Below are 25,951 nucleotides of genomic sequence, written 5' to 3'. Positions count from 1 at the left end.
AATATTGACCTCTTTAAGTATTTAGGGCGTTTTCATCTTAGAAATTGCTTAACTTATGGTAAGAATAAGTTGAGTAATGAAGCAAAAAGACTTACTCGCGCAACTCGAACATACTAATGATCGGTTGTGGTCCTATGATCTTGATCTTAATTGCACTTTTGTTAACAAGAACATGAGTGATGATTATCTTCAGGCGTTTGGTATAAGATTGGCCCCTGGCATCAATGTTCTACAAAACGTCCCGGAACCGATATGTTCTGTTTGGAGAGAGAGGTATCATCGTGCGCTGACCGGCGAAAAATTTACGTTGGTAGATCGCTTTGAGATTGTAGGTGTGCCAGAATATGTAGAAGTGGCATTTAATCCTGTGTTTGAAAATGGTAGAGTGACAGGAGTTGCCTGTAGCTCAAAAGACATTACCACTACCAAGCGGGCTGAGATTCAGCTAAAGCAGAGTGAGGCCAACTTGTATGCTCAAATTGAAAATACATCGGACAGCATCTGGTCCGTCAATCACAAATACGAAATGGTCACCATGAATTCTGTTTTTCAAAAAGAATTCAGTCAGGGCTTTCGCTGCAACTTGAAAATAGGAGATCGGGTCATCAACTATTTGCCCAAATCTTTGAAGGCGGTTTGGAAAGAACGTTATGATCGGGCATTGGCCGGAGAGCGCTTTGAGGTAGTAGATTCATTTGAATTTGATAATTCCCCCAGATACATTGAGGTGTCTTACAATCCGGTGCAAATTGAGAAGAAAATTGTTGGAGTAGCCTGCTTTACCAGGGACATTACGGCACTTAAGTGTTCAGAACTAGAACTCAAAAGTGCCCTCGATACAAGGGATAAGCTCTTTTCGATTATCGCCCATGATCTGAGAGGTCCTATTGCCAATATTCATCAACTCTCTAAGGTACTAAAGTCAAGCCAAGGCGATATAAACGCCCATAAACAAGCTTTGGAAATGCTGACCAATTCCTCGGGAAGCGTTCATAAACTGCTTGAAAACCTATTGAACTGGGCGCTCTCTCATCAAGGGATCATTGAATTGAAAAAGCAGCCACTTAACCTTAAGGAATTGGTCGAAGAAAGTATTGCACCCTATAGACTAAGTGCTGAACTGAAAAAATTGGAAATCGATTTGCAGGTGGACCCTGATTTAGTTGTAGAGGCAGATAGGCCTACGGCTTCAAGCATCATTGCCAACCTCTTTAACAACGCCACCAAATTCACAAAAGAACGTGGCTTCATTCGTATTTCTGCTACTCGAAATACCAGGCAAGTGCTGGTCGAAGTAATAGATAACGGAGTGGGAATGTCAAAAGAAAAAGCTGATTGCATATTAGAAGAACGAGCGGTTGAATCTACACCCGGAACTCAGTCCGAGAAGGGGACTGGACTGGGGCTTACGCTGTGCAAGGAGTTTACCCGTATGAATGGAGGGAAACTAACCATCGTAAGCAAAAAGGGTCAGGGTAGCACGTTTGGGTTCACTTTGCCAATGAACTAAAATTCCTGTTGTTTCTGTAATATCCAGGGCTGAATACCTATTGTTTGTCACCTTGATGTGGACATTGCGTAAGGCCCATAAACAATCAATGAGCAAGAAATTAAAATAGAAAATAACAGAACCTGCGGGAAACAAAGCTTTCTGAAATTAAAAACAAGACTCTTTTCTAGTAAGTAGACCGTTATGCGTTACAATATCTGAAAGATGCGTTTGATAGAAATGTTTATCCTACGGAAGAGGCACTTAGAGAACTGTCAAGATTTGAAGAGTATATGCCAGTGAAGTACGGTGAGGCCTAGGAGGTACTGAATCAACTGAACTCACTTGGGTCTCCTGCTACCGTTTCTCAAATTGGGGAAAGATACTTTGGTTTTGTAAATGCCGACGCTGTACCTGTTGGTCTGGCCGCAAAAAGCCTGGCTACTTTTTGGGATCAGAACTCAGCCATGCAAGTCATGTCTCCGATAACCTCCAGGTCGGAAACTGTGGTGTAGAAATGGTTAATTGAATGGTTTGGCCTGCCAGAAGAAACGGTAACCGGATTCGTGAGTGGCACCTCTATTGCAAATTTTACGGACTGGCTGCAGCCAGGTTTAGAGCATCAAAAAACTTCTAATTCCATCAAATCAGCCCCTGCCTTTGTCCACCTCACACTATTTTCCTAAATTCATCGCTGCCAGGACGAACCTAGCCACTTACCGTTTGCCAGCGCTTCAACACAATCCAACAGTTCAGTATTTGAGAAAAATTATTCCATACAAAAAGCACTTGGTCGAATTAGCTAAAAAACTCAGAGCCAACATGACGCTAAGCGAAATTCTCCTTTGGCAGGAACTCAAAGGCCGACAATTAGGAGTTCGATTTAGCAGGCAAATCCCCATAGATAACTACATAGTAGACTTTTATTACTAAGTTCTCATGCTCGCCATTGAAATAGATGGGGATAACCACTATCATGACGATGCACCAGAAAAAGATGCTTTAAGACAGGAGCGTTTGGAATCGTTGGGTGTGAAGTTCCTCCGGTTCGATGATTTGGATGTCAAGAAAAACATGAATTGGGTAGTAAACGAGATTTATCATTGGATCGAGAACAATAAGGAAGATGGTGGATAACCCTAACGAGCCCACCCCAGCCCCTCCTGGAAGGGGCTGGGGTGGGCTATTCCTAAACAAATAAAACCGACCCAGTCCTAAGACCAGGCCGGCTTATCAGTTATATCAATCTTTTTCTATTACGAATTTTTTGGAGATTAATTGCTGATCTACAGTTTGTAAATGTAGCACGTACATACCCTTGTCCAGATTGCCAATGTTGAGTTGCGAAACAGATTTACTCCTCAGATCTATTTGCAATACTCGTTGACCCGAAAGATCATAAATACTTGCGTTCAATAAATTCCCACCAGGATCTGAGATGTTTAAGATATCCCTGGCCGGGTTTGGATAGATGGTGATTGGCCCGGAAGGTTCCAATTCCTCATCAAAGTTGCCATCCTCTTTAGTCAGCATTCTGGCTGAAATATTGCCATCAATCACATTTACCGCCATGGTGGTAAACTCGCTGAAAGAAGGAGTAGCTCCACTGTTGGCAGCCATGTACGCTTCCACCTGATCTTCCATCTCCTGGTAGTAGTCTACATGTGTGAAGTACAAGTCCTGCTTTTCGTTGTCGTCGTTGATCACCCAAAAGCCGTTGCCCGTGCCGTCTGTCCATTTCTCCTCATTATCATACATCTGCCAAACGAGTGCAAAAGGAACACCCCATTCGAGAGCCACTTTCATCACATTTTTGCTGTACTCGTCTTGTTGCTGCTGGTTGACAGGATCTTTGTAGCCTTTGTTTTCGAAGTCGTTTCTACCATTTGGATAGCCATATTCTCCTAAGAAAACCCGTTTGTTGAAAGGCAATCCCGCTTTTGCCGGAAGGTAAGATTCGATCAAATCCAAAGCTGCAGTCAAATTCGTGTTGACATCCGCGTAGGTGTTGTGATATGATGTGGCATCGTAACAGGAATAGGATACCAAATCTATGTCCACGTTGGGCAATACCTCAGTAATCAACGCTTCATAGCCATCGAATACCTTGGTCACCAAATTACACTCCGTGTAATGATAGACCTGCACATCACTGGTCGGGTTCGCCGCTTTGGCTGCGTCAATGGCGTCCTGTCTGGTGTTGAGCCAGGTGATCATACCCGTAACCGCTTGCAGGACCAATGGCCCCCAAGGGTCGTCATAGCTATCCTGATATAAATGCCAATCTCCTTCCCAGTGACCGAGATAGAATGATTTACCGGTGCCGTTGTATTGTGTTAGCAGGTATTCTGTCAAGTCATAAGCCTCGTTGTAGGCCTGAGTGGTCTCTGCTGGTGTCAGTCCATCGGCAAACCAGCCATTACCATATACCCAAAGGAAGTAATGACTGAAGTCCATGTTCAATACCGTCTGGTAAGATGAGTTGAGTTCTACCGTTTCCTTTACAGAATTGTAACTTCCATTCACACCATCGTATGAGTTGACGTCCGTCGATATTTTCAGAATATTAGACCCCATCTCACGAATGGCTGTAGCAGTTTCAATGAGCTCGTTGCTTGTGAAAGCGTAGGATGGCCCAATAATCTGAGTGCCTAACCTGAGGTTATAGTCAGCCGGTATGACGTGTGCATTAGCTGATGTAGTATTCACTTGTATCGAACTACTTTTAGCCGAAGTATTACCGGCTGCATCTTGAGCCTGAATTTCTACAGCATAAGAATTTCCTCCAGTCAAACCATCCAGTGTTTCTTTGGTTCCCGTGGTAGATTTTACCAGTACGTTGTCCACATAGATATTGTATTTGTCCATTTTCCAATCGTCGATAGATTCATCCCAGGAAATAATCGCTGAGGTTTCGTAAGCATCAATGGCTGCAAGATTGGCAGGAACATCGGGAGCATAATTATCAGCGGTAGCTACACAGCTGGCACTAATTTGCTCTACATCATCCACATACCATAGATTACCCACCTGGGTATAAAACAAGTCAAAGAAGATGACCATTTTCACATAGCCATTGTTGGCGTCCCCGGTGAAATCAAATTCCAACGTTTCCCATTCTCCCTGCTTGTCAGGAACCAGGCTTCTTGAAGTACTGGCAGAATTATCCGAATTCTCAAACTTCATCACCACGGTGCCATGATGTGGAGCCAACACTTTGATCCGAAATACAGGATTGGCTGCGAGATCTATCTCTTGTCCAAATGTTGTATTGATGTTGTCGTACTGGCCAATGGAGGAAGTAAATAGACCAGAAGTACTGGAAGTATTTACTCCGGATTGATCCGGGTTAGCCACCGTTTGCATTTGGCCATTGTCTGCCCAGGTGACTGTAGTGCCATTCCAATTGTCAATAGTGGTTTGACATGTCTTTGGACTTCCCTGACTTACCGCTGTTTGTACGATCAAAGCAGAACTGAGTGCTGAAATATTACCGGCAGCATCTTTGGCCTCTACAGTGACTGCATAGTTGGTATTAGCCGTTAACCCAGAAAAAGAAGCGGAAGTACTGCTTGGCGAAGAGTGAGGAGACCCGTCCAGATAAACATTATAACCTGTCACGCCCACATTATCTGTAGAGGCTGTCCATGACACATCGAACGAGCTACTTGTGATATTGCTGGAAGAAAGACCAGATGGAGTGGAAGGAGCTTCTGTGTCTCCTCCGCCACCAGTTCCTACCTTGATCAAGTCGTCCACATACCAGTTGTTTCCGGCTGTAGTATTGGTCCTGTCTAATGCGATGATTAATCTGCTGAAAGTATCGCTTGTCTCTCCGGTAAAATCAAAAGTATACTCTTCCCATTGTCCTACAACTGATGGTGAGCCTGTTCGAGACACCCAATTGCCACCTGTTCCTGCTTCAAATTTGAATAGTATTTCACCACCTGTATAGTCTGCTCTTACTTTGAGTTTGTAAACAGGAAAGGCTGTAAAATCTGTAGTGCCGGATAGATCCAATCTGAGATAGTCCCACTGCGAAGCAGTAGAAACAAAAAGCCCGCTGTTGGCTGAGGAGTTGATACCGCCCTGGCTAGGATTGGTTGCCGTGCTGTAGGAAGCTCCGTTGCTGACTGTAAAAGAAGCAGTCGTGCCGTCCCAATCTGAAATGACAACATTATTGCTTGGTGTGGCCGTCGTCACATTCAATACATTACTCCATGCCGAAGTATTTCCCGCAGCATCGTAAGCTTCGATATGGACGGTATATGGCGTGTCAGCTGTTAAACTACTCAAAGGTGTAGAAGTCGTGCCTGTGGAACCTATGTAAGCAGAGTTGAGATAAATATTGTAGCCGATCACTCCAACATTATCAGTAGAAGCGTTCCAGGAAACATCAAACGAAGTCTCGGTGATGTTGGAAGCCGAAAGCCCACCCGGTATTGTTGGAGCTTCTGTATCACCGCCAGATGTTGTCCCTCCCGAGATGACGACATCATCAATGTAAACCCAATCATTGTTGGCCGTGGCATCGCAGCGAAAACGGATTTGTGTCGCAGCCGTAAAACTACCGGCAATTTCAACTGATGGGTTCAGCCTTTGATTATTAGAAAAATCTGTACCGGTGATCCAGTCTTCCACTGTAGTAAAACTGGAGCCTCCATTGGTTGAATACTGAAGCCAGAAGTCCTCATTCACTTCCATGTTACTGGCAATAAAGGAGAATTCAATTTTGGCTGATGTATAACTGCTCAAATCGAGGTTGTCAGTGGTCATCACAGAGGTGTTGGTATTGTCTCTTAGGCGTACGCAATAAGAACCGCTATTGGCTTTTGAGGCGTCATTGATGCTTCTGCGACAATCTGAGCCCCCATCATTCCAGGTGCCCCAGTTGGATTCAAAATCATCGTTGGCCACTTCGGTCCACGTAGTTTGGGCGGTAGCGGTAGTTACAAAGAACAGAATGGCCGGAATAAGGCACATCAAGCTCCTATGAAAAATGTTTGTAGTTGTTTTGTTCATACAAAAAAGATTTAGTGAAAGATTTAAAAAAATCCTAAAGTGCCAGGGCACCGATTGAGCAAACCAAACCTTTTGGGTGAATCCATAAAGATCTCCTTTTGATGAAAGAAAAATAAATACAATTAAGTGTAGCTATGGTATGATAATGAGCCAAGCTCTATAAAGAGAAAGCCCAGCCTATTAAAGGGCCGGGCTTTCGAAGGTATAGATTTGCTCAATCTATTTCTTCATGATCTTGATCGTCGAAATGGTGTTTTCAATTGTAGTTGCTTTCAAAAGATAAATACCTTTTTTGAGTGCGGAGACATCCAATCTAATGACACCTTGGTTGAACTTAGACGCTGTCAGTATTTTATTACCGGACAAATCGAAAAGATGAACAGAGCTGATGCTAAGTGAGTGGTTAGAAATAAAAAATTGATCCGTGACGGGGTTTGGATAAACTCTTAGACTCAAATTTGGCTTTTCTTCTGCCAGTACTTTACGCTCCTCTTCGAAATTTCTTGAAGACGTATTGGAAGCGCCATTCAAGGCATTTAGAGCAATCGTTCTGAACTGCGCTTCACTTGGCAAGCTATTGCTGTTGGCGTTCATGAAGTCTGCGACTCCTTGTTTTGCTGCAGCATAATAGTTCTTGTAAGTATGATAGATCTTCTGTTTACGATTGATGTTATCAATCATCCAATACCCATTTTGTGTATTCCAATCTATGCCATCGACAGTCTTATGCTCATTACCATAGAACGTCCAGTATAAGGCGAAAGGCGACCCCCATTCAATGGCCGCTTTCATGGCGTACCTCGACCATAAGTCTTGATCCTCCTGGCTTTGAGGTTCGGCATAAGTGTTGTACTTGTCCTCACGTCCGTTTGGAAATCCAAACTCTCCAACGAACACGCGTTTCTCAAATGGAAGCCCGGCTTTGGCTGGCAATGCATTTTGAAGGGTATCCATCACAGTCATCAGATTTTGCCTGATGGTAGTTTCATCACTGTAGTTTCTGATGGCATCATAACACGAATAAGACACAAAATCTACATTTACATGTGGAAGTACATGGGAAAGCATACTCGCTAATCCCTGATCTAAAGATCTTGCTTTTGGCAAATTCACTTCTGTGTAATTATAAACCTGAACCCCACTAAAACCGCCTTCTCCTTTTGCTCGGTCCACAGCCGCTTGTCTGGCATTGATCTGGGCAATCATACCGTCTATTCTGTGCTGATCGACGGTCGGTTTGTTTTGATTCCAATCTTCAATACCGGAGACATCGTTTACCAATTCCCAGTCTGCTTCCCACTGACCGATGTAGAAGGTTTTGTCTGTGCCGTTGTATTGCTGTAGCAAATATTTGGTCAAGGCATAAACAGTATTGTCTTCGTTAGCTAATTCGTCAGATCTCATACCGTCATCTCTCACCCAAACATTTGGAGAATAAACCCACAAGAAAATATGCTTGAATTGCGGCATATCCATCGCTTCTCTTAAGAAAGGATAGTTGTTGATCGCATCCATAGGTGCAAGGTAGCCAGGATCAGGCTCAATATAATTGCCAGGCTGAAGCGTCATCTTTAAAATGTTCGATCCCATAGCAATCATGCCGTTGGCTGTTTCCGTAAGACCATTGGCATCGGTAAATTGATAGTTGGGTTTGAAAGTCTGAGTACCCAAAATGTAATTGAAATCATCAGGTACTATGGAATTTGGATTTGCAATGGTTGATGCAGTCAATCCGCCACTCAGGGCAGATTTGTTTCCTGCCATATCTACCGCGCTTACTTGTATGCTATAAGCCGTGTTGGGCAACAGGTCATAGACTAATACAGAATTGTCTTTGCTTGTAGTAAACAGGCTACCATCTACATGCACTTCATAACTTGCTACCTGAGAATTGTCAGCAGACTTGTCCCATTCCACGGTTATAAAATTTTGCCCCTGGTGGTTGGCGGACAACCCTGAGGGAACTGATGGTACTTGTGTATCTCCGCTTACACCAAATCTTTCGATTTCGTCAATGTACCAGTTATCTCCATTGGTACCATTATAATCACCTAAATCAATAAGAATCACCATTCTGGTAAATACACCTGATTGCGCACCGCTCATATCGAAAATCAATTCTTCCCATCCGGTCTCCCCTTTGCCATGTGCAAAAGCTGTTTTATAATAGGATTGAGAATTATCAGGATTTTCAAATTTCAACATAATCAATCCTCTGTCACTGGCACCATTGATTTTCATTCTGAAATAAGGTTTGGTGCTGAAATCATAAGTTCCTCCCGGTTCTAATTTCAACAGGGGGTAAGAACCTCCATTGGTTACCAGCTTACCGCAGCTTGCACTATTGTTGTCACTTGTGGATTCCGGATTTGACACAGTACTATATGCTCCATCACTTTCTACCCAGGCAGGAGTCACATCTTCCCAATTACTAATGACCTCATGCATGATCTGATTAACTGGTGGTGGAGGCGTTCCGCTAAGCAGGTTGTGGGTTTGAACCAAACTTACCAGTGCGTTGGCCATGACCTGAGCACGCGCTTGATTAGGGTGTCCTTGAAAGCTAGCATCATGCGGAAATATGAGGGAGTAGGTGTTGGCACCCAAATTGGTCGCTGCATTTTGTATGTAGTTCACATAATTTGGATTTGCAGTAGCGTCCATATCTCCTAATGATAAGACCACCGGAAGTTGGTTGTCACCATAGGCAGTCCTAAGTGTATTCGCAAAACTTTCATAGTTGCTGGTGATGTCTCCGTTGGCGGCTCCATTCCAATGATCGTTCTGTCCAAGATTGATAACGATCAAATCAGGCTTCCATTTGGAGAAATCATAGGCACCTGCATCAGCGTGTAAGGTGCGATTGTATACCGAAGGCATAATTGGCGTACCATATGGATCGGATTTGATAGCAATACCCGTTCTGGCAATGGTATGATATTCAGCTTCAAGGGTTCTTGAAGCTACTCCTCCGTAAGTCATGTAATTGTTTTTGTATTGAGCGTCTCCGCTATCGCCATCGGCTCTGTTAGGATCATCCATGGCATAACCCACCGTTTGAGAGTCACCGTAAAACTCGATCTTGTATGGAGGGCGCGTATAATCCTCTAATGATTTGCCAGCCTCCAATTCGAATTGCTCAAAACCGATATAACCATCTGAAGCATCGGTCAATTTGTAAACTTCAGCAGTATGTGATTGATTGGCGTCTAGCCCGGAAGCCAAAGTGTATTCTACTCCTCCAGCTGATAGCTGGAGCCTTGTCGGAGTAGATCCATCAATAACTACCATGACATAGTCAGAGTTACCGCTTGGCACGCTGTTGATCTTAGCTTTTAGTGACGATCCCTGAAATTTCAGCCTCACGCCAGTGCCTGGCCAATCCATTTTGACGAATTGATTGTTCGTGGAGTCAAGTCGTCCTACATAGGCTAATTTTGGGTGAGTTGGAGCTATGATTACCGGAGACCCGACGCCTTGAGTTACTATGTTTTCGGTATTGCTCAGTACTGACTGATTACCGGCTGCGTCATAGGCTCGAACGGTGAAGGCGTAAGCAGTGGATGAAGTCAAGCCGCTCACCGTTTTGTTGGTAGAGGCTAAGTCGTCGATTTCAGTTCCGTTCTGGTATACTTTATATCCTGTAACTCCTATATTATCAGTTGCTCCGCTCCAGGAAAGATCAACTGAGTTTTGGGTAACATTAGAGGAGGCGAGTGTGGGCGCCGTTGGTGCTTGAGTATCCGAGCCTCCGCCACCAATTGTGTAATTGAATGTGGCTTGAAATGGCTGCCAGGAAGGGTTGTACGCGATAACTAAATAATCATGATTAACTCCGGGACTGATACTGGTATGTGCGTTGGCATCAATAGTATATGAAGTGGTGCCTGTATTGATCCAGGTAATCCAGGTTTGATCCGAGTCCAGATAGATGTTGTATCCAGCCGCAGTATAGTTGGTTGGAGCCGTCCAGTTGAGCGTAAAGCTGGTCGCTGTTTCGTTTGTTGCATGAAGGTTTGTCGGCACGTCACTCGAAGATGAAGCAGTGGTAGTTACCGGTAGTGCTGCACTTTGCGCAGACTCGTTGCTGGCTGCGTCTAAGGCCGAAATAGTTACGCTGTAATTTGTAGAAGTACTTAGCCCACTTACAGAAGCGCCGGTGTTACTCACAGATTGGTTCAGCACGCCGTCCAGATAGACTTTATAACCGGTGACAGCTACATTGTCTGATGATGTGTTCCAGCTCAATGCAAAACTGCTCGATGTTTCATTCGACGCTGATAGTCCATTGGGTACTGATGGCGCCTGAGTATCCGAGGCGGCACTGGTTGTCACATTTTCTGTATTACTGAGTACGGATTGATTTCCAGCGGCATCATAAGCTAGCACTGTAAAAGCGTAGGAAGTGGATGCAGTTAAGCCTGTTGCCTGATAACTGGAAGTCGCCAAATTAGCAATCTCGGAAGCATCCTGGTAAACTTTATATCCAGTTACCCCGACGTTGTCGGTAGCACCATTCCAGGATAGTGTCACTGAGTTTTCTGTCACATTCGATGAAGCAAGTGTTGGGGCCGTTGGCGCCTGAGTATCTGAACCTCCTCCGAGGGTGAAATTGAATACCGCACTGGCGTGTTCATTGAATGAGCCATCTATGGCCTTGACCACATAGTCGTGGCTGACTCCCTGGCTGATTCCGTTCAATTGATAGGAAATGGCAGCCCCATTGGCCCAGCCCACATAGCTGTTGTCTTTGTAAATATTGTAGCCCTGGATGGTATAGCCGGTAGGTGCTGTCCAGTTCAAAATGAAAGAACTTGAAGTTTCATTAGTAGCGCTAAGGCTCGTCGGCACATCGGTTTGTGCCCATGCAGATTGGGTTAGGATTATTATAAAATGGATAATACAAAAGGCAGGTTTTGTGATACTTTTAATAATAACGTTTCTCATCGTGCATTTTTTAGATTTTTGATAACCTCAAAGGTTTTCATAATTAAAAGTGCACTCTAGTACCCAGCCGCAGATATCTGACATTATCATGAAAGAAAGAGGGAATTCGCTATGGGGATACATAAACGCAACTGTCATTTAACATGTATTTAGCCTGTATTTTGGGTTGAATACAGGCCAATTCTACATCCATTGGCTAATCGTTGATACTATTATGAAAGAATTCTTCTCCAGATTTTTAGCTTCATTATCTTGGAATAATTAATTAACAGCAGCTATGAAGATTGGAGGAGATATTCCCGAGAAATGGGAGAATTTGGAGGAGTGGATTGAAAGGGTAAAGGCGTACAACTACTCAACTGCTATTTGCCCTTTAGGGTCAGATGCAAGCGAGGCTGACATTCATTTTTTGAGTAGGTTAATCACTCAAAATAATCTAACGATAGCAGAGGTAGGGATTTGGAACAATACGATTTCACCCAATGACGAAGAAAGGCAATTGGCCACCTCGGAAGCGAAAAAGCGTCTCTATTTGGCAGATAGGATCGGTGCGTGTTGCAGTGTAAATATTGCGGGTTCTCGCTCTAAGGTTTGGGACGGACCTCATCGCACCAATTTCTCCTCAGAGACTTTTGATATGATTGTTGAAAAAGTCAGAGAGATTATAGATGAAGTTCAGCCTCGGCGAACTTTTTATACCTTGGAAACTATGCCTTGGATATTTCCGGAATCTGCAGATTCTTACCTCAAATTAATAAGAGCGATAGATCGGTCAGCCTTTGCAGTACATTTTGATCCTGTCAATTTGCTTTACTCACCGAAAAGGTATTTCAATCATAGGGAAATAATAGATGATTTTGTTTCGAGACTTGGGGCGTATATCAAAAGTTGTCATGTCAAGGACGTTGTTTTGGATCATCAATTTCCAGCTTGTATCCGTGAGGTGCGTCCGGGTAAGGGCACGTTAGATTTAGGAATGTTGCTTATCTGCCTTTCCAGATTGCATGGTGATCTACCCATTATCATGGAACATCTCCAGAGCAAAGAAGAATATCTTTTAGCAGGAGCGCACATCAGGGCTACGGCCAAAACAAATAGGGTAAGCATCGTCTAGCGAGGGGAGCCTTTGTCAGGGCCTGCCCGACATTACTGATGACTAAAAATCAATGCTACAAATGACAGAATAATAACTAAGATGAGATAAGCTTGATTTTTCCGCCTCATTCAAAATAGTACCAGGAGTAAGCGCCTGATTTCTCAATTTTGTTGATGCTCATAAGACTTACTTTTCATAAAAGTACAATTTATAATTCCAGACATAATATTTATAAAATAATACTTTTTTGCTCTGAAAACGCCAATAATGATTAAGTATTAGTACTAATAGGAACTAACCTATGATCGAAAGATATGGCCACAAATCATACAGCCATGGCCTCTTTCTTCCTCGAAGACAAGTTGAATTCATAATAGTGTCAGTTATTGACTTGATACTAATAGTCTCCAAAATCGCACCATTCTACTTTTGAGTATCATTTGACAGGATGATTATAATTTTTTTTTTACAACAACTAGAATTAATGAAGTAAACCAAAACGAGAGAGTTGAATCACAGTTATTCTAAAGACTATTTCGTTTTGGTGCATTTCAAATCTGAACAGCAGATATTCTTCAATTAGACAGGACTTATGAAATTAAAAAAGAACTCAGAAAATCCGATTTTATCACCAAATCCAAACAACAGTTGGGAGAACCTGGCGGTTTGTAATCCAGGCGCCTGGTATGAAGACGGGAAATTCTATTTATTATACCGTGCAGCAGGGGACGACGAAGATCATTTGATTCATTTTGGATTAGCAGTGAGCGATGATGGCTTTACCTTCAAAAGAATGTCAGACCAGCCGGTGTTTTCACCCAGTAGCGACGGACCTGATGCTGGCTGCGTAGAAGACGCTCGAATCGTGAAATTCGACGACTATTACTATGTCACCTATGCCTATCGACCATTTCCTCCAGGGCAATACTGGACTATGGCACCGGATCAGGTAAATGTTGCCAATCACGGGCAAAATGCGCCGGCAGTGGTAAACAAAAACATCGCAAATACGGGCTTAGCCATTACGAAAGATTTTAAATCATTTAAGAGATTAGGCAGAATGACAGAAACGGTTCTGGACGACCGTGATGTAATTCTTTTTCCAGAAAAAATTAACGGAAAGTATGCTTTGCTCAATAGACCAAAAGAATGGATAGGGCCTGATTATGGTTGTAAATATCCGGCCATATGGTTGACTCTGTCCGACGACATGATGAATTGGGATTACAGCACGAGTGTCATGGTGATTCAGGGAGAAGAAGCCTGGGAAGAGAAAATAGGTGGATCTACGCCACCATTGTATACAGAAGACGGATGGTTGACACTCTATCACGGTGTGGATAACAAAGGGATTTATCGTGTGGGTGCCATGTTGTTAGATTTGGAAAACCCGGCAAAGGTTTTGGCGAAGACCAAAGACTTTATCATGGAGCCGGAGTTTGACTATGAAAATGAAGGATTGTACAATGGTTGTGTATTTCCCACAGGAAATGTAATCGTAGATAACACCCTGTATGTATACTATGGTGCTGCCGATCAATATTGTGGTGTAGCTACCTGTAAGGTTGATGAATTAGTAGGGTTTATCAAGTCTAACTCAAGGGAAAGAGCTAACCAAGAAGTAGTAAATGCATAAATTGTTTAAAGATTTTGGTGAATAATTGAGTTATGAAAACAGGTTGGATGTTAGTGATGTTTGCAATGAGCTTGATGCTAAGTTGCAATTCAGCGAATAAGGATCAAGAAGGGAGTGTCATTAACATTTATCCTGATCAAGTCATTGGAGAGAATTTTATAGGAAATGGCGTGCAGTGGTCTGCCTATCCTCATGCCGATGCTTCAACTGCCGAATGGGGTAATATAATGACGGATGCTAAGTGGGATACCTTGTACAGTCGATTGGACTACATGAAGCCACAGTTCATTAGAATATTTGATATGGCCGAATGGAGATACTTCAGAGGTCTGGATGAAAATGGTACCCCAATTAACGATTTCGACAGCGAAGAAGTCCAGTCACTTTTCAAAATATTAGACTATTGTCAAAAAAACAACATCACAGTTTTGTTTGGAGAAATTGGTTCTGCCATCGATCCGAAAAGTGATGCCAATGATCTCAAATGGATACAGATGATTGTTGATTATCTGAATTTTCTGATCATCGACAAGGGATATACCTGTATCAAAATATATGATCTGGTAAACGAACCCAATGGGTACTGGTCGTCGGCAGACGGCAACTGGGAAGAGTGGAAGTCCGGAATCAAAAGGCTGGATTCTGCTTTCAAGTCCAATAAATTGGACCGATACATTGCCGCATCTGGTCCCGGTAGCGTCCCCCAATTTGACAATGAAAAGTCGGAAGTAAAAGGCAGTGAATGGCTGCCCAAATCGGTTGATGAATTAAATGATCAAATAGGTTACTACGATGTTCATGCCTATGTGGACCAAGCTGCCATCAGGAATGGAACATACCTGGACTATCTAAGTGTGACCGGTGTCATGGACAAGGTTAATGCCACTGGGAAGCCATTTTTCCTGGGTGAATTAGGGCTGAAGGAATGGGGAGGTGAGACCAAGGCTCGAAATGACCAACGGATCAAAGATGATCCCCATGCCAGTGACGACTCCAATATGCGCGTCTATGATTTTGATTATGGCGTGGATTTGGTGGATGCCACCATCCAGGGTATGAATGCAGGTGTTGATGGAGTAGTAGTCTGGGATTTGGATGATGCCATGCATACGCTGGGCGACACTGGAGATACTACAAAACTGAAAAGATGGGGTTTTTGGAATATTTTGGGAACTGAAATATGTGGTAATCCAAAAGATGAAGAAATCAGACCAGGCTACTATCCGTGGTCGTGGATGTGCAAGTATTTTCCAAACGGGTCCACGATTTTGAGGTCAGACACCACAGGTTTTGATAAGGTCAGATTAACCGCCGCCAGATATGGCGATGATTATTCGGTGGCTCTGGTCAACAATTCGAATAGGAATCAAGCTATTTCAGTAAACCTCAATTATGATTCTCAAATGGATTTAAACTCATACGGTTACTATCCGGATCAATTCAATCAGCAAGAAAACCAACTGACTATAGTATCAGAAGTGCGGACGTCGGTGGCCTTGAACGAGCCCATGTCAGTACACCTCCCAGCCGGTAGCGTGGTCGTGCTTACTACCATTAATTATTAATTTTCAATTAGTTAAATTCAGAAATAATGGATCAGATATCCTTAAGTACAATTGATCTAACCATCATTGGTGTCTACATAGTGGCTATTGTTTGGTGGGCACTTCGTCACGCCTCCAATAAAAGCTCAGAAGCCTATTTCCTGGCCGGTCGGGATATGAAATGGCCGGCCGTAGGTTTGTCATTGTTTGCTGCTGGTGTGTCAAGTTCTTCCTTGCTGGGATGGTCGGGAGAAGCCTATGATACCGGCTTGGCCGTCTTCAATTTTCAATGGATATCTGTATTGGTGATGATCTTTTTTGCCTGGTTTTTTCTACCCTTTTATATCAAGTCCGGCGTGTACACCATGCCAGAGTTTTTGGAAAGAAGATTCGATAAGAGGTCCAAGTATTACTTTTCAGTGATTACTATCGTTGGAAATGTTTTCGTGGACGCAGCAGTTACTCTTTACGCCGGGGCAGTACTTATTCAGTTGGTATTTCCTGGGGTCGATATGCAAATCATAATTTTCTGCATAGCCTTTGTCGTGGCTTCATACACGATTCCCGGCGGACTTTCGTCTGCAATCAATGCTGAATTGGTGCAGGCTGTGATCCTGCTTATAGGCGCAATCATTCTTTCTGTTTTTACTTACAACGCCATCGACAGCTGGGAGGCTTTTATGGCTCAGTTTGAAAATACGTTGACACTCCATATCGTACGCCCCATGGACGACCCCATTGTTCCCTGGCTGGGAATGATCGTAGGAGTACCCGTGCTGGCATTCTTCTTTTGGGGCAACAATCAAATTTTGGTGCAACGTGTATTGAGTGCCAAATCTGTTGATGACGGAAGAAAAGGGCTATTTTTAGCTGGCGCTTTGATGGTGCTCACCTTATACATTTTCATCTTCCCTGGCGTATGGGCAAGTTATCTGTTTCCCGGGTTGGACAATCCGGACAGAGTTTACCCAACATTGATCAAAGAATTATTACCTATCGGCCTGATAGGAGTGATTATAGCGTCACTTGTAGCAGCGTTGGCCTCATCACTCAGTGCCGTGCTCAATTCCGCCTCTACGGTTTTTACGATGGATTTTTATTCCAAGATGAATCCCGGGACTGACTCTAAAAAATTGGTAAGAGTCGGGCAATTGGCCTCCGTGGTTATCATCATAATAGCCGCCATCTGGGCACCTCATGTAGAGAAATTTGGTACTTTGGTGAAATACTACCAGACCATGATTTCTTACATCGCACCTCCAATTGTAGGTGTTTTCTTACTCGGGCTGTTTTGGAAACGAGCCAGCGCAACAGGTGCATTTGCCGGATTGATTGGCGGTTTGGTGGTGGCAGTTTTTCTGATGCTCTACAAAGACCTTACTCCACTGGTCGATCTTCACTTTTTATTGATGGTGCCATTTATTCTAATTGCCTCATTACTTGTTGCAATTACAGTGAGTTTAATGACAGAAAAACCAACTGAAGAATCACTGAAAGGTATGATCTGGTCCGCAGAAGTATTTAAAGAAGATAGTAAGGAACTGGAAGGTGTGGTATGGTACAAGAATTATAGAGTGCTGTCTTTCTTATTGATTGCCTTCTGCTTCTTATTTGCCATCCTGTATTGGTGATATTCAGTTGTTAGCCTAAATGACTTCAAAAAACTAATTTGATAATAGGAAAAGAAGAATATTGGAAATTTTATCTAGACTTTTCCAACCATTTGAATTCTTAGAAGTGTCCTGTAATAAACGAATTTATTATGAGACGACTAAACAGATCAAAAAGACTAGCGCTAGTAGCCATTGTATTATTGTTATACAGCTGTTCGCAAAATGTTGAACCTCAAAAAAAAGTAGCGAGCGGAAAGACCAGTTTATTCGGGGAAGTCATCGAGCCTGAGCCGAACCTAGATAACATCTACGAAGGTGGAGAATATACAGATTCGGCCACTGAATCATTTGCACTTGGAGAAGGAGGTTCAACAAGCAGCTCGGGAGATTGGGGAAGCGGAAATCCAGACAGACAATTCGAACCGGGAGTATTAACAGCTGGTGAATGGAACGATCTTGATAACTGGGATTTCTGGAATACTTTGTTAAGTAATCAGGAGTACTATGATGATGTAAACAAATGGAACCTGAAAGAAATAAAAAGGTACAGTTTTTTGGTTGTAGATGAAAAGGAATCATTTGTGGCGAATGCCGAAATCAGCCTCATTTTTAATGAAGTAGAAGTATGGAAAACCAAAACAGACCACAAAGGAAAAGCTACACTATGGTCAGATTTAGAACTTGATGGACCAACTGCTTTAATTGAGGTTGAAGGTGTTGAAGAAATTGTAGTCGACGTAAAAGAGTACACTCAAGGTATCAACGAAGTACAGTTGGAAAGAGTAATAGCAAGTAAGGAAATCATAGATATATACTTTGCCGTAGACGCAACTGGATCAATGGGGGATGAAATTGATTACTTAAAAGCGGAGTTAAACAATGTCATTGAACAGGTAAAAGCCAACAATCCTTTGTTAGAAACGCGATTTGGATCGGTTTTTTATAGAGATGAAGGAGATGAGTATATCACTCGCAATTTTGATTTTACAAATGATGAAACAAGCCTGATTTCCTTTATAACAGACCAATCTGCCGATGGAGGAGGAGATTTTCCGGAAGCCGTGCATTCTGCTATGGATATTGCGATAACTCAAAACTCCTGGAATGAAAATGCCTCTACCCGCATCATGTTTCTGCTATTAGACGCACCACCACACTACACGCAAGAGGTTATTTCAAGTATTGAAAGAAACTTAATTCAAGCTGCAGAAGAGGGAATTAAAATAATACCAATTACAGCTTCTGGTATCGATAAGTCAACGGAATATCTAATGCGCTCTTTTGCCATATTGACGAATGGAACCTACGTTTTCATTACAGATGATAGTGGTATTGGCAATGATCATCTTGAACCTACTATTGGAGAATTTAAGGTTGAAAAACTGAACGATTTATTAGTAAGATTGGTAGGTGAACATATTCCGTAAGGTATAATGAGGCTAAAGATGCACCGACTCCACTGAATTCAAATTTCCTAGCCCACAGCCTCTTCCTCCACGCTAAATTGGGTTTTTACAGCAGCTGTAAGATTGTGATGATCGAGCATAGAGCCCTTGTTAAATAGCTTTCGATAATCTTTTGGTGTGAGACTTCGATTTTTCTTAAAAAGCCTGTTGAAATTAGATACATTGTTGAATCCACAAGCGTAGCAAATCTGCCCTACACTGTCCTGAGTTTCAAGCAACAGCTTGGAGGCATATCCAATGCGCAAATCCACAACGAACTGCGTAAAGCTCTTATTAGTACATTTTTTGAAAAAATGGCTAAAAGCGGAATCACTCATGCTCACAATTTTGGCTACGTCAGTCAGATTTAGGTCTACGTCAGTAAATTTCTCAAGGATATAGTCATAAACAACATTGATCCTCTTGTAAGTCGTTTTTTCTGGCATAGATGAAAACCCAACGCTTGCCAGGTAGGTTTTGTCTTTTGAAACAGCCAGCGTGTGTAGAATGTCAAGAAACTCCAGTGTGGCCTTGAAACCTTTCATATGACTCAGTTTTTTCATTCTTACCATGATGTCATCCCTGGTATCTCCGTCAAATGAAATTCCTCTTATTGAAAATTCTAACAATTCTTTGATCGGTCGGAGAGTATCCCGAGATAAGAATTTTTCATCAAACAAATTCTCATCAAACTGAATAGTAATGACCTGTGCACTTGTACCACTGGTCTTCTCTTTGTCATTATCCCAGCAATGATAAATTTTTGGTCCTATCAACACTAGATCAATCGGGCCGTATTCTAATACCGAATCACCCACAATCCTGTTTCCTAAACTATTGATCACGAGATTGAGCTCGTATTCCGGGTGCGTATGAATAGGATAGTCAAAATCAGCATCTTTATGATTCAGGATCACGAAAACATCGTCGTCTTTTACAGGTGTGATTTCCGGATATACTTTCATATTGTTATTTGTTGAATCTTAGGTAATTTTAATGAAAGTATAACAAATCAAAGAGATTATACAGAAATTGTGGGTCTGTATTCATAAAAGTATCATTTATAACCACGAACATATTGGTTTGACTTTCAGCAACCGCCTAATTTGCCAAAATATATTAAGTTAATACTCTCCTGTCAGATGAGTGATTGATTTAATCATGCGGTAGTGATTAAATAGTTTGATACAATTATTTAAAGCTTATGAAAAAATTATTTACAGGTTTGATAATGGGGATATGCATTTTAGCATCTCAACAGATGTATGCACAGTCTACCATTGTAAAGGGTAAAGTGACTGACAATCAGGATGGGTCAGGACTACCTGGAGTGAGCGTGTTGGTAAAGGGAACCGCAAATGGTACCGTTACTGATTTCGATGGCAATTATTCTATCGAAGTAGAAGACGGCACCACTTTAGTGTTTTCTTATATCGGATTTATTTCGGCCGAAAATGCGGTCAGTGGAAGATCCACCATCGATGTAGCAATGAGCCCTGACCTAACTCAGCTCGATGAAGTAGTAGTGATAGGTTATGGTACCGTAAAGAAGCAAAATCTGACTGGGTCTATTTCAAAGGTGGCAGGTAGTGATCTTCCTCAGATACCCACTGCTCATGTAGAGGCTATGCTACAAGGAAAGGTTCCTGGCCTGCAAGTCACAAGTAGTAGCGGTGAGCCTGGTTCCAATGCAATTGTGCAGTTAAGAGGAGGTAGCTCCTTTGGTGGAAACAATGCGCCAATGATCATTGTTGATGGATTTCCGATAGGAGGAGCTGGCGAACTAAAGCAAATTTCTCCTCAGGACATAGAATCTGTTGAAGTATTGAAAGATGCGGCAACCACAGCCATCTATGGTACTCGGGCGGCTAACGGTCTGATTGTAATTACTACCAAAAAAGGAAAAAGAGGTAGAAATTCAGTAGATATCACTGCGCAATCAGGGGTGACTAATGTACTGGTAGACAAGTTGGATCTGATCAAAGATCCCGTGACTTACGCTACACTGGCTAATGAAGTAGCCGCCAATGATTCTCGGGTATTTGAATTACCCTATGATGGAGGTATTAGATCAGGAACCTATTACCCTTCGGTGGCGGAATTAGAAAGCAACGCATGGCCATATCAAACCAATTGGATTGATTTTGTGTATAGACCGGCCGTAACAAACAATGTGAATGTGGCTTTTTCAGGAGGTAATGATAAAACTCAGTTTAGACTGAGTGGCACTTATTTTGACCAGGAAGGAACAGTCATAGGAAATGACTACAACAAAATATCGGCTGCCATAAACCTTCAGCAGCAAGTGCTGGACAACCTTAAAATAACAGGTGATTTGAAGATGAGTTTTATCAAGGATAACAACTCAAGCGCACTTAATAGCGTCGGTAGATCACCAATTTTCCCTGTTTATAATGAAGATGGCACCTTGTTTTTTATAGGACAGGATAATTCCCACCCAGTGGTGCTCTCGGAGCAACTGACAGATAAAAGCAAAGGTTATGATGTCATCGCACAGGCTGGATTGGAATGGGATATCTTGGAATACCTAAAATTAAGCTCAAACATTGGAATGAAATTGGGTAATAGTATCGCAGATAGATACTTTCCGATTACTACACTTCAGGGACGAGCCACGAATGGCCGGGGAGAGCTTAGTAACTACGACGACTCTCGAATTTTGAGTGAGACCTATCTGACCTTCAACAAAGAGGTAGCCGATGGACATGAACTCAATGTAGTTGCCGGGGTAACTTATCAGAACACCAATGTACGCGAATCCAAATTGATAGCAGAGCAGTTTGTAAATGACGCTTTGGCTAATCAGGATTTGTCCACAGGCGAATTGCAAAATCTTGAAAATTCTCAGCGAGAAGACTTACTCATTTCACAGTTTGGAAGGATCAATTATGTCCTATACAATCGATATGTAGTAAGTTTTACAGGCAGAAGAGACGGATACAATCACTTTAGTGAAAACAACAAATGGGGCTTTTTTCCATCTGCGGCGGTAGCCTGGAAATTGCATGAAGAGTCTTTTATGTCTGATCTGAGCGTAATCAACCAGTTCAAACTACGGGCCAGCTATGGTTCTACAGGAAATATTGGGGCCTTATCGCCATATAGTTCTTTAAATCTTTATGCTGCGCAGAAGTACCCAAACGGAACACAGAACCCTGGACTGGCAACTGGCTTCGGACCAGATCACAATATTTTTGGCAACCCCGATTTGAAATGGGAAACCACTACTACATTTGATGTGGGTGTGGACATCAGCCTTTTCAATAACTCGGTTGGCTTGACGCTGGACTACTATATCAAAAATACTTCTGACCTGTTACGAGAGGAGTTTTTGCCTTATTCTTCATTGTATGACAAAATTCTGATCAACGATGGGGAAATCGAGAATAAAGGTTGGGAAGTTGAATTGTCGGCGGCAGTTTTTTCTAAAGGAGCCTTTAAGTGGGACGTAAGTGCCAATGCTTTCTTTAACAAAAACACGCTCAAAAGCATCAATCAGTCCGATAGAGATGGCATCGAAACCGGCCCATATTTGGAAACATTCAGAGACAATCCCACAAGGTTGCAGGTGGGACAACCTACCCATGTGATTTGGGGATTTCGAACGGAGGGCATTATTCAAGACGGTGAGACATACGATGTCACTGGTTTGGACACAGAAGAATACCTGCCAGGAGAATTCAAATATGTGGACCTCAACGACGATGGTGTGATCGATGAAAACGATAAAACCATCGTGGGCAATACGCATCCTGACGTCAGCTTCGGTATCACCAACAATTTTGAATACAAAGGTTTCTATGCCAGTATTTTAATGACTGGCGCCATGGGAGCTGACATATTCAACGTTGGGAAATTCTCAGGATCTAACCAGATCAATAGATGGACAGCTGATAACCCCACTCAGGATTACCCAAGTTTGAGAGGCGGTAGAGAGAGTGCTATATCGGATTGGTGGGTGGAAGATGGTTCTTACCTAAGAGTTTCTAATGTCACGCTTGGCTACAATGTCAATACTGCCAATATCAATGGAATTGGGACTTTGAGTGTTTATGTCAATGCCGACAACCTGGCCGTGATCACTGGCTACTCAGGATATGATCCGGAAATAGCGAACGGAGATGTGCCTAACATCGATTATGGTTCTTATCCAAAATCAAGAACATTCTCGCTGGGGCTAAAAGTGTCATTTGAATAAAAAATAGAGACATGAAAAATTTTAAAATATATATAACAATGCTCTCCACCGTGGCCATGATATTTCAATCATGTTCACTGGATGAAGAGGTCTTCGGCAAATTGAACGAAGAGAATTTTTATAAGACGGCAGCCGATGCAGAAGCAGGCTTAGTCTACGCATATTCAGTATTGCCTACGATGGGCTATTACTCCAGACATTTTTTCTACTCCTTGCATCAGACTACCGAAGAGTTTACACAAAAAAGTGATGCCAGTCAGGATCAAAAAGATCTCGATGGATTAGCACAAAGTGAAACGAATGGAGATACAAAGCAGGCTTTTAGACATGCCTATATTGGCATCAATCGAGCGATAGCCATTATAGAAAATGTTCCAAATATCACCATGGATACGGATTTGAGAAATCAGTACGTGGGTGAAGGATATTTTCTAAGAGCACTGAACTATTACAATCTAGTGAGATTGTTTGGCGCAGTTCCTTTGAGGCTAACAAGTTTGCAAGGCCTGGATGATGCACATCTTCCGTTGGCTTCTATCGAAGAGATTTATGCTTCAATTATTTCAGATTTGCGAAAAGCGGAATCGATGATGGACTATACCCGAAGAAGAGGTCGGGCCAATAAAGTGGCCGCTCAAGGTCTTTTGGCTAATGCGTATTTGTTTATGGCCTCAGCAGGCCAAAATACGGACAAGCTGGATGGGTATCAATTTGCTACAGCCAACACGGCTACTTATTATGATTCTGCGGCCTATTTTGCCGGAAACGTAATCAACGATCAGTCTACCTATTCATTCAACAGTGATTTGGTATCGATGTATAATTCGGAAGTAGTCGATGAGCCAGAAAGTATTTTCGAGGTGATTGCCAGTAGAACTGAAATCGGCGAATCTGCTACAGATCTGGCAGGTACGCTCACCACCCCATATTTTGATCAACAGTCAGCCACACTGAGCGCAGAGCAAGGCGGATATGAGATTGGATTTGGGTGGCAGCACGTGTTTGTAGAAGTGCCGTTTTACGACACTTTTGATAATGCGGACGTCAGGAAGAACATACTCTTTGCTACCAGTGCGATTGCTGAAGATGGTCAGGAATGGTCCGTTGCCAACGGAAAGTTGGATAGGCCATTCACCCTGAAGTACTTAGATGCAGGACGATCTAGTGGAGTAGAAATATCCGGTAACAAATATCACGTAGTGAGGTTTTCCGAAGTGCTGCTGACTTACGCAGAAGCTGTTGGCCCTACCGCCGAAGGCTACGCCGCCGTCAATCAGGTAAGATCGAGAGCAGGATTGCCCAATCTCGCGGGTGGCATGGATGTGAATACTTTCAGAGAAGCCATTTATCAGGAAAGAACCTGGGAGCTGGCCTATGAGTTTCAGCACCTCTTTGACTTGAGAAGACTAGGTAAGATGGAAACAGTGCTAGAAGGACAATACGCTAAGACCATCGTGAGAAACGCCTACTATTATGCGCTCCCGGATGTCGAATTGGATCAAAATGATTTGTTGGGAACCAACTAATCGGGATTTAGAACTTAAAGAATTAGAAAAATGAAAAATTATAAAAAATATCATTTGCTCTTCTTTTTTGCTGTCCTGATGTTTGGGGCATGCGAAGATGAAGAAGGTATAATCAATGACACCGGATACCAGGCCGAAATTGTATCCGTATCCATGGATGAAATGCTTGGCGAAGCAATTGTTGATGATCACATTGTAAGAGCGTTTGTTAAAGTAACTGTAGGCGAATCGGTAGACCTTACAGCTTTAGCACCCGTGATTGAAACTACGGAAGGTACTTCTGTTGTTCCTGCTTCCGGGTCGGCGCAGGATTTCACTGAACCTGTAGTGTATACCATTACAGCGGCTAATGGCAGAACCAAGGAATGGGAAATTACAGCCGTGAACTATGTGCCACCTGTAGATGGACCAAGACGTACACAATTGGCCAGTTTCGATGATGGCACGAATGATTTTGGAGTGAGCTGGCTTGGAGGAGCTGCGGCCATCATAGATAATCCTGATGCAACAGACGCTAACAATAGTAGCAAGGTGCTTCAATTGACGAAAGTGGACGCCTATTCTTATGGCTACAACCAATCGTTGGCGCTGATAGGCATTAGCCTGGAAGATGGTAAGCTTCCCGATTTTGATTTTGCGAATGGACAATATTTCAGATTATTGGTTTATAACCCCAATGCTGATGGAAATGCCAAAATCACCATGAAACTAGAAGGTATTACTGGCGATCCGAAAGCGAGCGTGACTACCAGTAAAACCAATGAATGGCAAGAGATTTTCTTTGACTTCACAGGGACAGACATCTCTCAAGGTGAGTTGAAAAAGATCACCTGGCATTTCGACGAAGGCAATGGCGATACAGCCAGAAAGTTCTATTGGGACGGTTTAGAGCAGTTGGACAAACTACCAGAGGAGGACATCACCTTTTTGGCAGATTTTGAGGACGGAACCAATGACTTTGGCGTAAGCTGGTTGGGTGGGGCAGCGGCAATCGCTGACAATCCTGATGCCACGGATGCCAATAATAGCACCAAAGTGCTTCAATTGACGAAAGTGGATGCCTATTCCTATGGTTACAATCAGTCGCTTGCACTGATCGGCATTAGCATCGAAGACGGTAAGCTCCCTAATTTTGATTTTGCGAATGGGCAAGTCTTTAAGGTGCACGTTTACAATCCGAATGCAGATGGAAATGCTAAAATCACCATGAAACTGGAAGGTATAACCGGTGATCCTAAGGCAACTGTTGAGACCACAAAGGCCAATGAATGGGAAGCCATATATTTTGATTTCTCAGGAACAGATGTCTCACAGGGTGAGTTGAAAAAGATCACCTGGCATTTTGACGAAGGCAATGGCGACACGGCCAGAAAGTTTTACTGGGACAATCTTGGACAGGTAAAAGAATAGTCTA

Annotated in this window: 12 protein-coding genes and 1 pseudogene; 10 read left to right on the top strand and 3 right to left on the bottom strand. The window is 42.8% G+C overall.

The window, feature by feature from the left end; translation table 11 throughout:
- Positions 1-76 precede the first annotated feature (76 nt).
- Both ABJD64_RS14615 and ABJD64_RS14610 read left to right on the top strand, forming a co-directional pair.
- Positions 77-1,510 (top strand): PAS domain-containing sensor histidine kinase, encoded by a 1,434-nt coding sequence (locus ABJD64_RS14615; protein WP_348182783.1) that lies wholly within the window; start codon positions 77-79, stop codon positions 1,508-1,510.
- 639 nt (positions 1,511-2,149) lie between these two features.
- A pseudogene (locus ABJD64_RS14610) lies at positions 2,150-2,626 on the top strand (endonuclease domain-containing protein).
- A 105-nt stretch (positions 2,627-2,731) separates the two neighbouring features.
- Here the strand turns inward: ABJD64_RS14610 and ABJD64_RS14605 are convergent.
- Both ABJD64_RS14605 and ABJD64_RS14600 read right to left on the bottom strand, forming a co-directional pair.
- Positions 2,732-6,511, bottom strand: coding sequence for a fibronectin type III domain-containing protein (locus ABJD64_RS14605; protein ID WP_348182781.1), 3,780 nt, complete (start codon positions 6,509-6,511; stop codon positions 2,732-2,734).
- Between the two features lie 219 nt (positions 6,512-6,730).
- Complete coding sequence (locus tag ABJD64_RS14600) at positions 6,731-11,458, bottom strand: fibronectin type III domain-containing protein (protein WP_348182779.1); 4,728 nt, start codon at positions 11,456-11,458, stop codon at positions 6,731-6,733.
- A 277-nt stretch (positions 11,459-11,735) separates the two neighbouring features.
- Here ABJD64_RS14600 and ABJD64_RS14595 point away from each other — a divergent pair, with 277 nt between their 5' ends.
- From ABJD64_RS14595 to ABJD64_RS14575, 5 genes are all read left to right on the top strand, one after another.
- Complete coding sequence (locus ABJD64_RS14595) at positions 11,736-12,572, top strand: TIM barrel protein (RefSeq protein WP_348182777.1); 837 nt, start codon at positions 11,736-11,738, stop codon at positions 12,570-12,572.
- A gap of 574 nt (positions 12,573-13,146) precedes the next feature.
- The gene (locus tag ABJD64_RS14590; RefSeq protein WP_348182775.1) at positions 13,147-14,190 is read left to right on the top strand and encodes a hypothetical protein; all 1,044 of its coding nucleotides are present in this window, start codon (positions 13,147-13,149) and stop codon (positions 14,188-14,190) included.
- A 32-nt stretch (positions 14,191-14,222) separates the two neighbouring features.
- Positions 14,223-15,755 (top strand): hypothetical protein, encoded by a 1,533-nt coding sequence (locus ABJD64_RS14585; protein ID WP_348182774.1) that lies wholly within the window; start codon positions 14,223-14,225, stop codon positions 15,753-15,755.
- 26 nt (positions 15,756-15,781) lie between these two features.
- A complete protein-coding gene (locus ABJD64_RS14580) occupies positions 15,782-17,365 on the top strand; it encodes a sodium:solute symporter (RefSeq protein WP_348182772.1) in 1,584 nt (527 codons plus the stop codon).
- A 131-nt stretch (positions 17,366-17,496) separates the two neighbouring features.
- Positions 17,497-18,774 carry a vWA domain-containing protein gene (locus ABJD64_RS14575; RefSeq protein ID WP_348182770.1) on the top strand — a complete coding sequence of 426 codons (1,278 nt, stop codon included), beginning with the start codon at positions 17,497-17,499 and terminating at the stop codon, positions 18,772-18,774.
- Positions 18,775-18,821: 47 nt separating this feature from the next.
- On the opposite strand, the gene ABJD64_RS14570 is transcribed toward ABJD64_RS14575, so the two are convergent.
- On the bottom strand, positions 18,822-19,757 hold the full coding sequence (locus ABJD64_RS14570; protein WP_348182768.1) for an AraC family transcriptional regulator: 936 nt from the start codon (positions 19,755-19,757) through the stop codon (positions 18,822-18,824).
- Positions 19,758-19,996: 239 nt separating this feature from the next.
- Between ABJD64_RS14570 and ABJD64_RS14565 the strand changes: the two genes are divergently transcribed.
- From ABJD64_RS14565 to ABJD64_RS14555, 3 genes are read left to right on the top strand one after another with little or no spacing between them, the layout of a single operon-like run.
- A complete protein-coding gene (locus tag ABJD64_RS14565) occupies positions 19,997-23,011 on the top strand; it encodes a TonB-dependent receptor (RefSeq protein WP_348182766.1) in 3,015 nt (1,004 codons plus the stop codon).
- Between the two features lie 11 nt (positions 23,012-23,022).
- A complete protein-coding gene (locus ABJD64_RS14560) occupies positions 23,023-24,537 on the top strand; it encodes a RagB/SusD family nutrient uptake outer membrane protein (protein ID WP_348182764.1) in 1,515 nt (504 codons plus the stop codon).
- Positions 24,538-24,567: 30 nt separating this feature from the next.
- Positions 24,568-25,947 (top strand): hypothetical protein, encoded by a 1,380-nt coding sequence (locus ABJD64_RS14555; protein ID WP_348182762.1) that lies wholly within the window; start codon positions 24,568-24,570, stop codon positions 25,945-25,947.
- Positions 25,948-25,951 lie beyond the last annotated feature (4 nt).

The sequence above is a fragment of the Reichenbachiella sp. genome, assembly GCF_039944555.1.
In the GTDB taxonomy this organism is placed as follows: domain Bacteria; phylum Bacteroidota; class Bacteroidia; order Cytophagales; family Cyclobacteriaceae; genus Reichenbachiella.
Note: the sequence above shows the minus strand (reverse complement) of the source record. Positions and strands in the feature narration are given on the sequence as shown.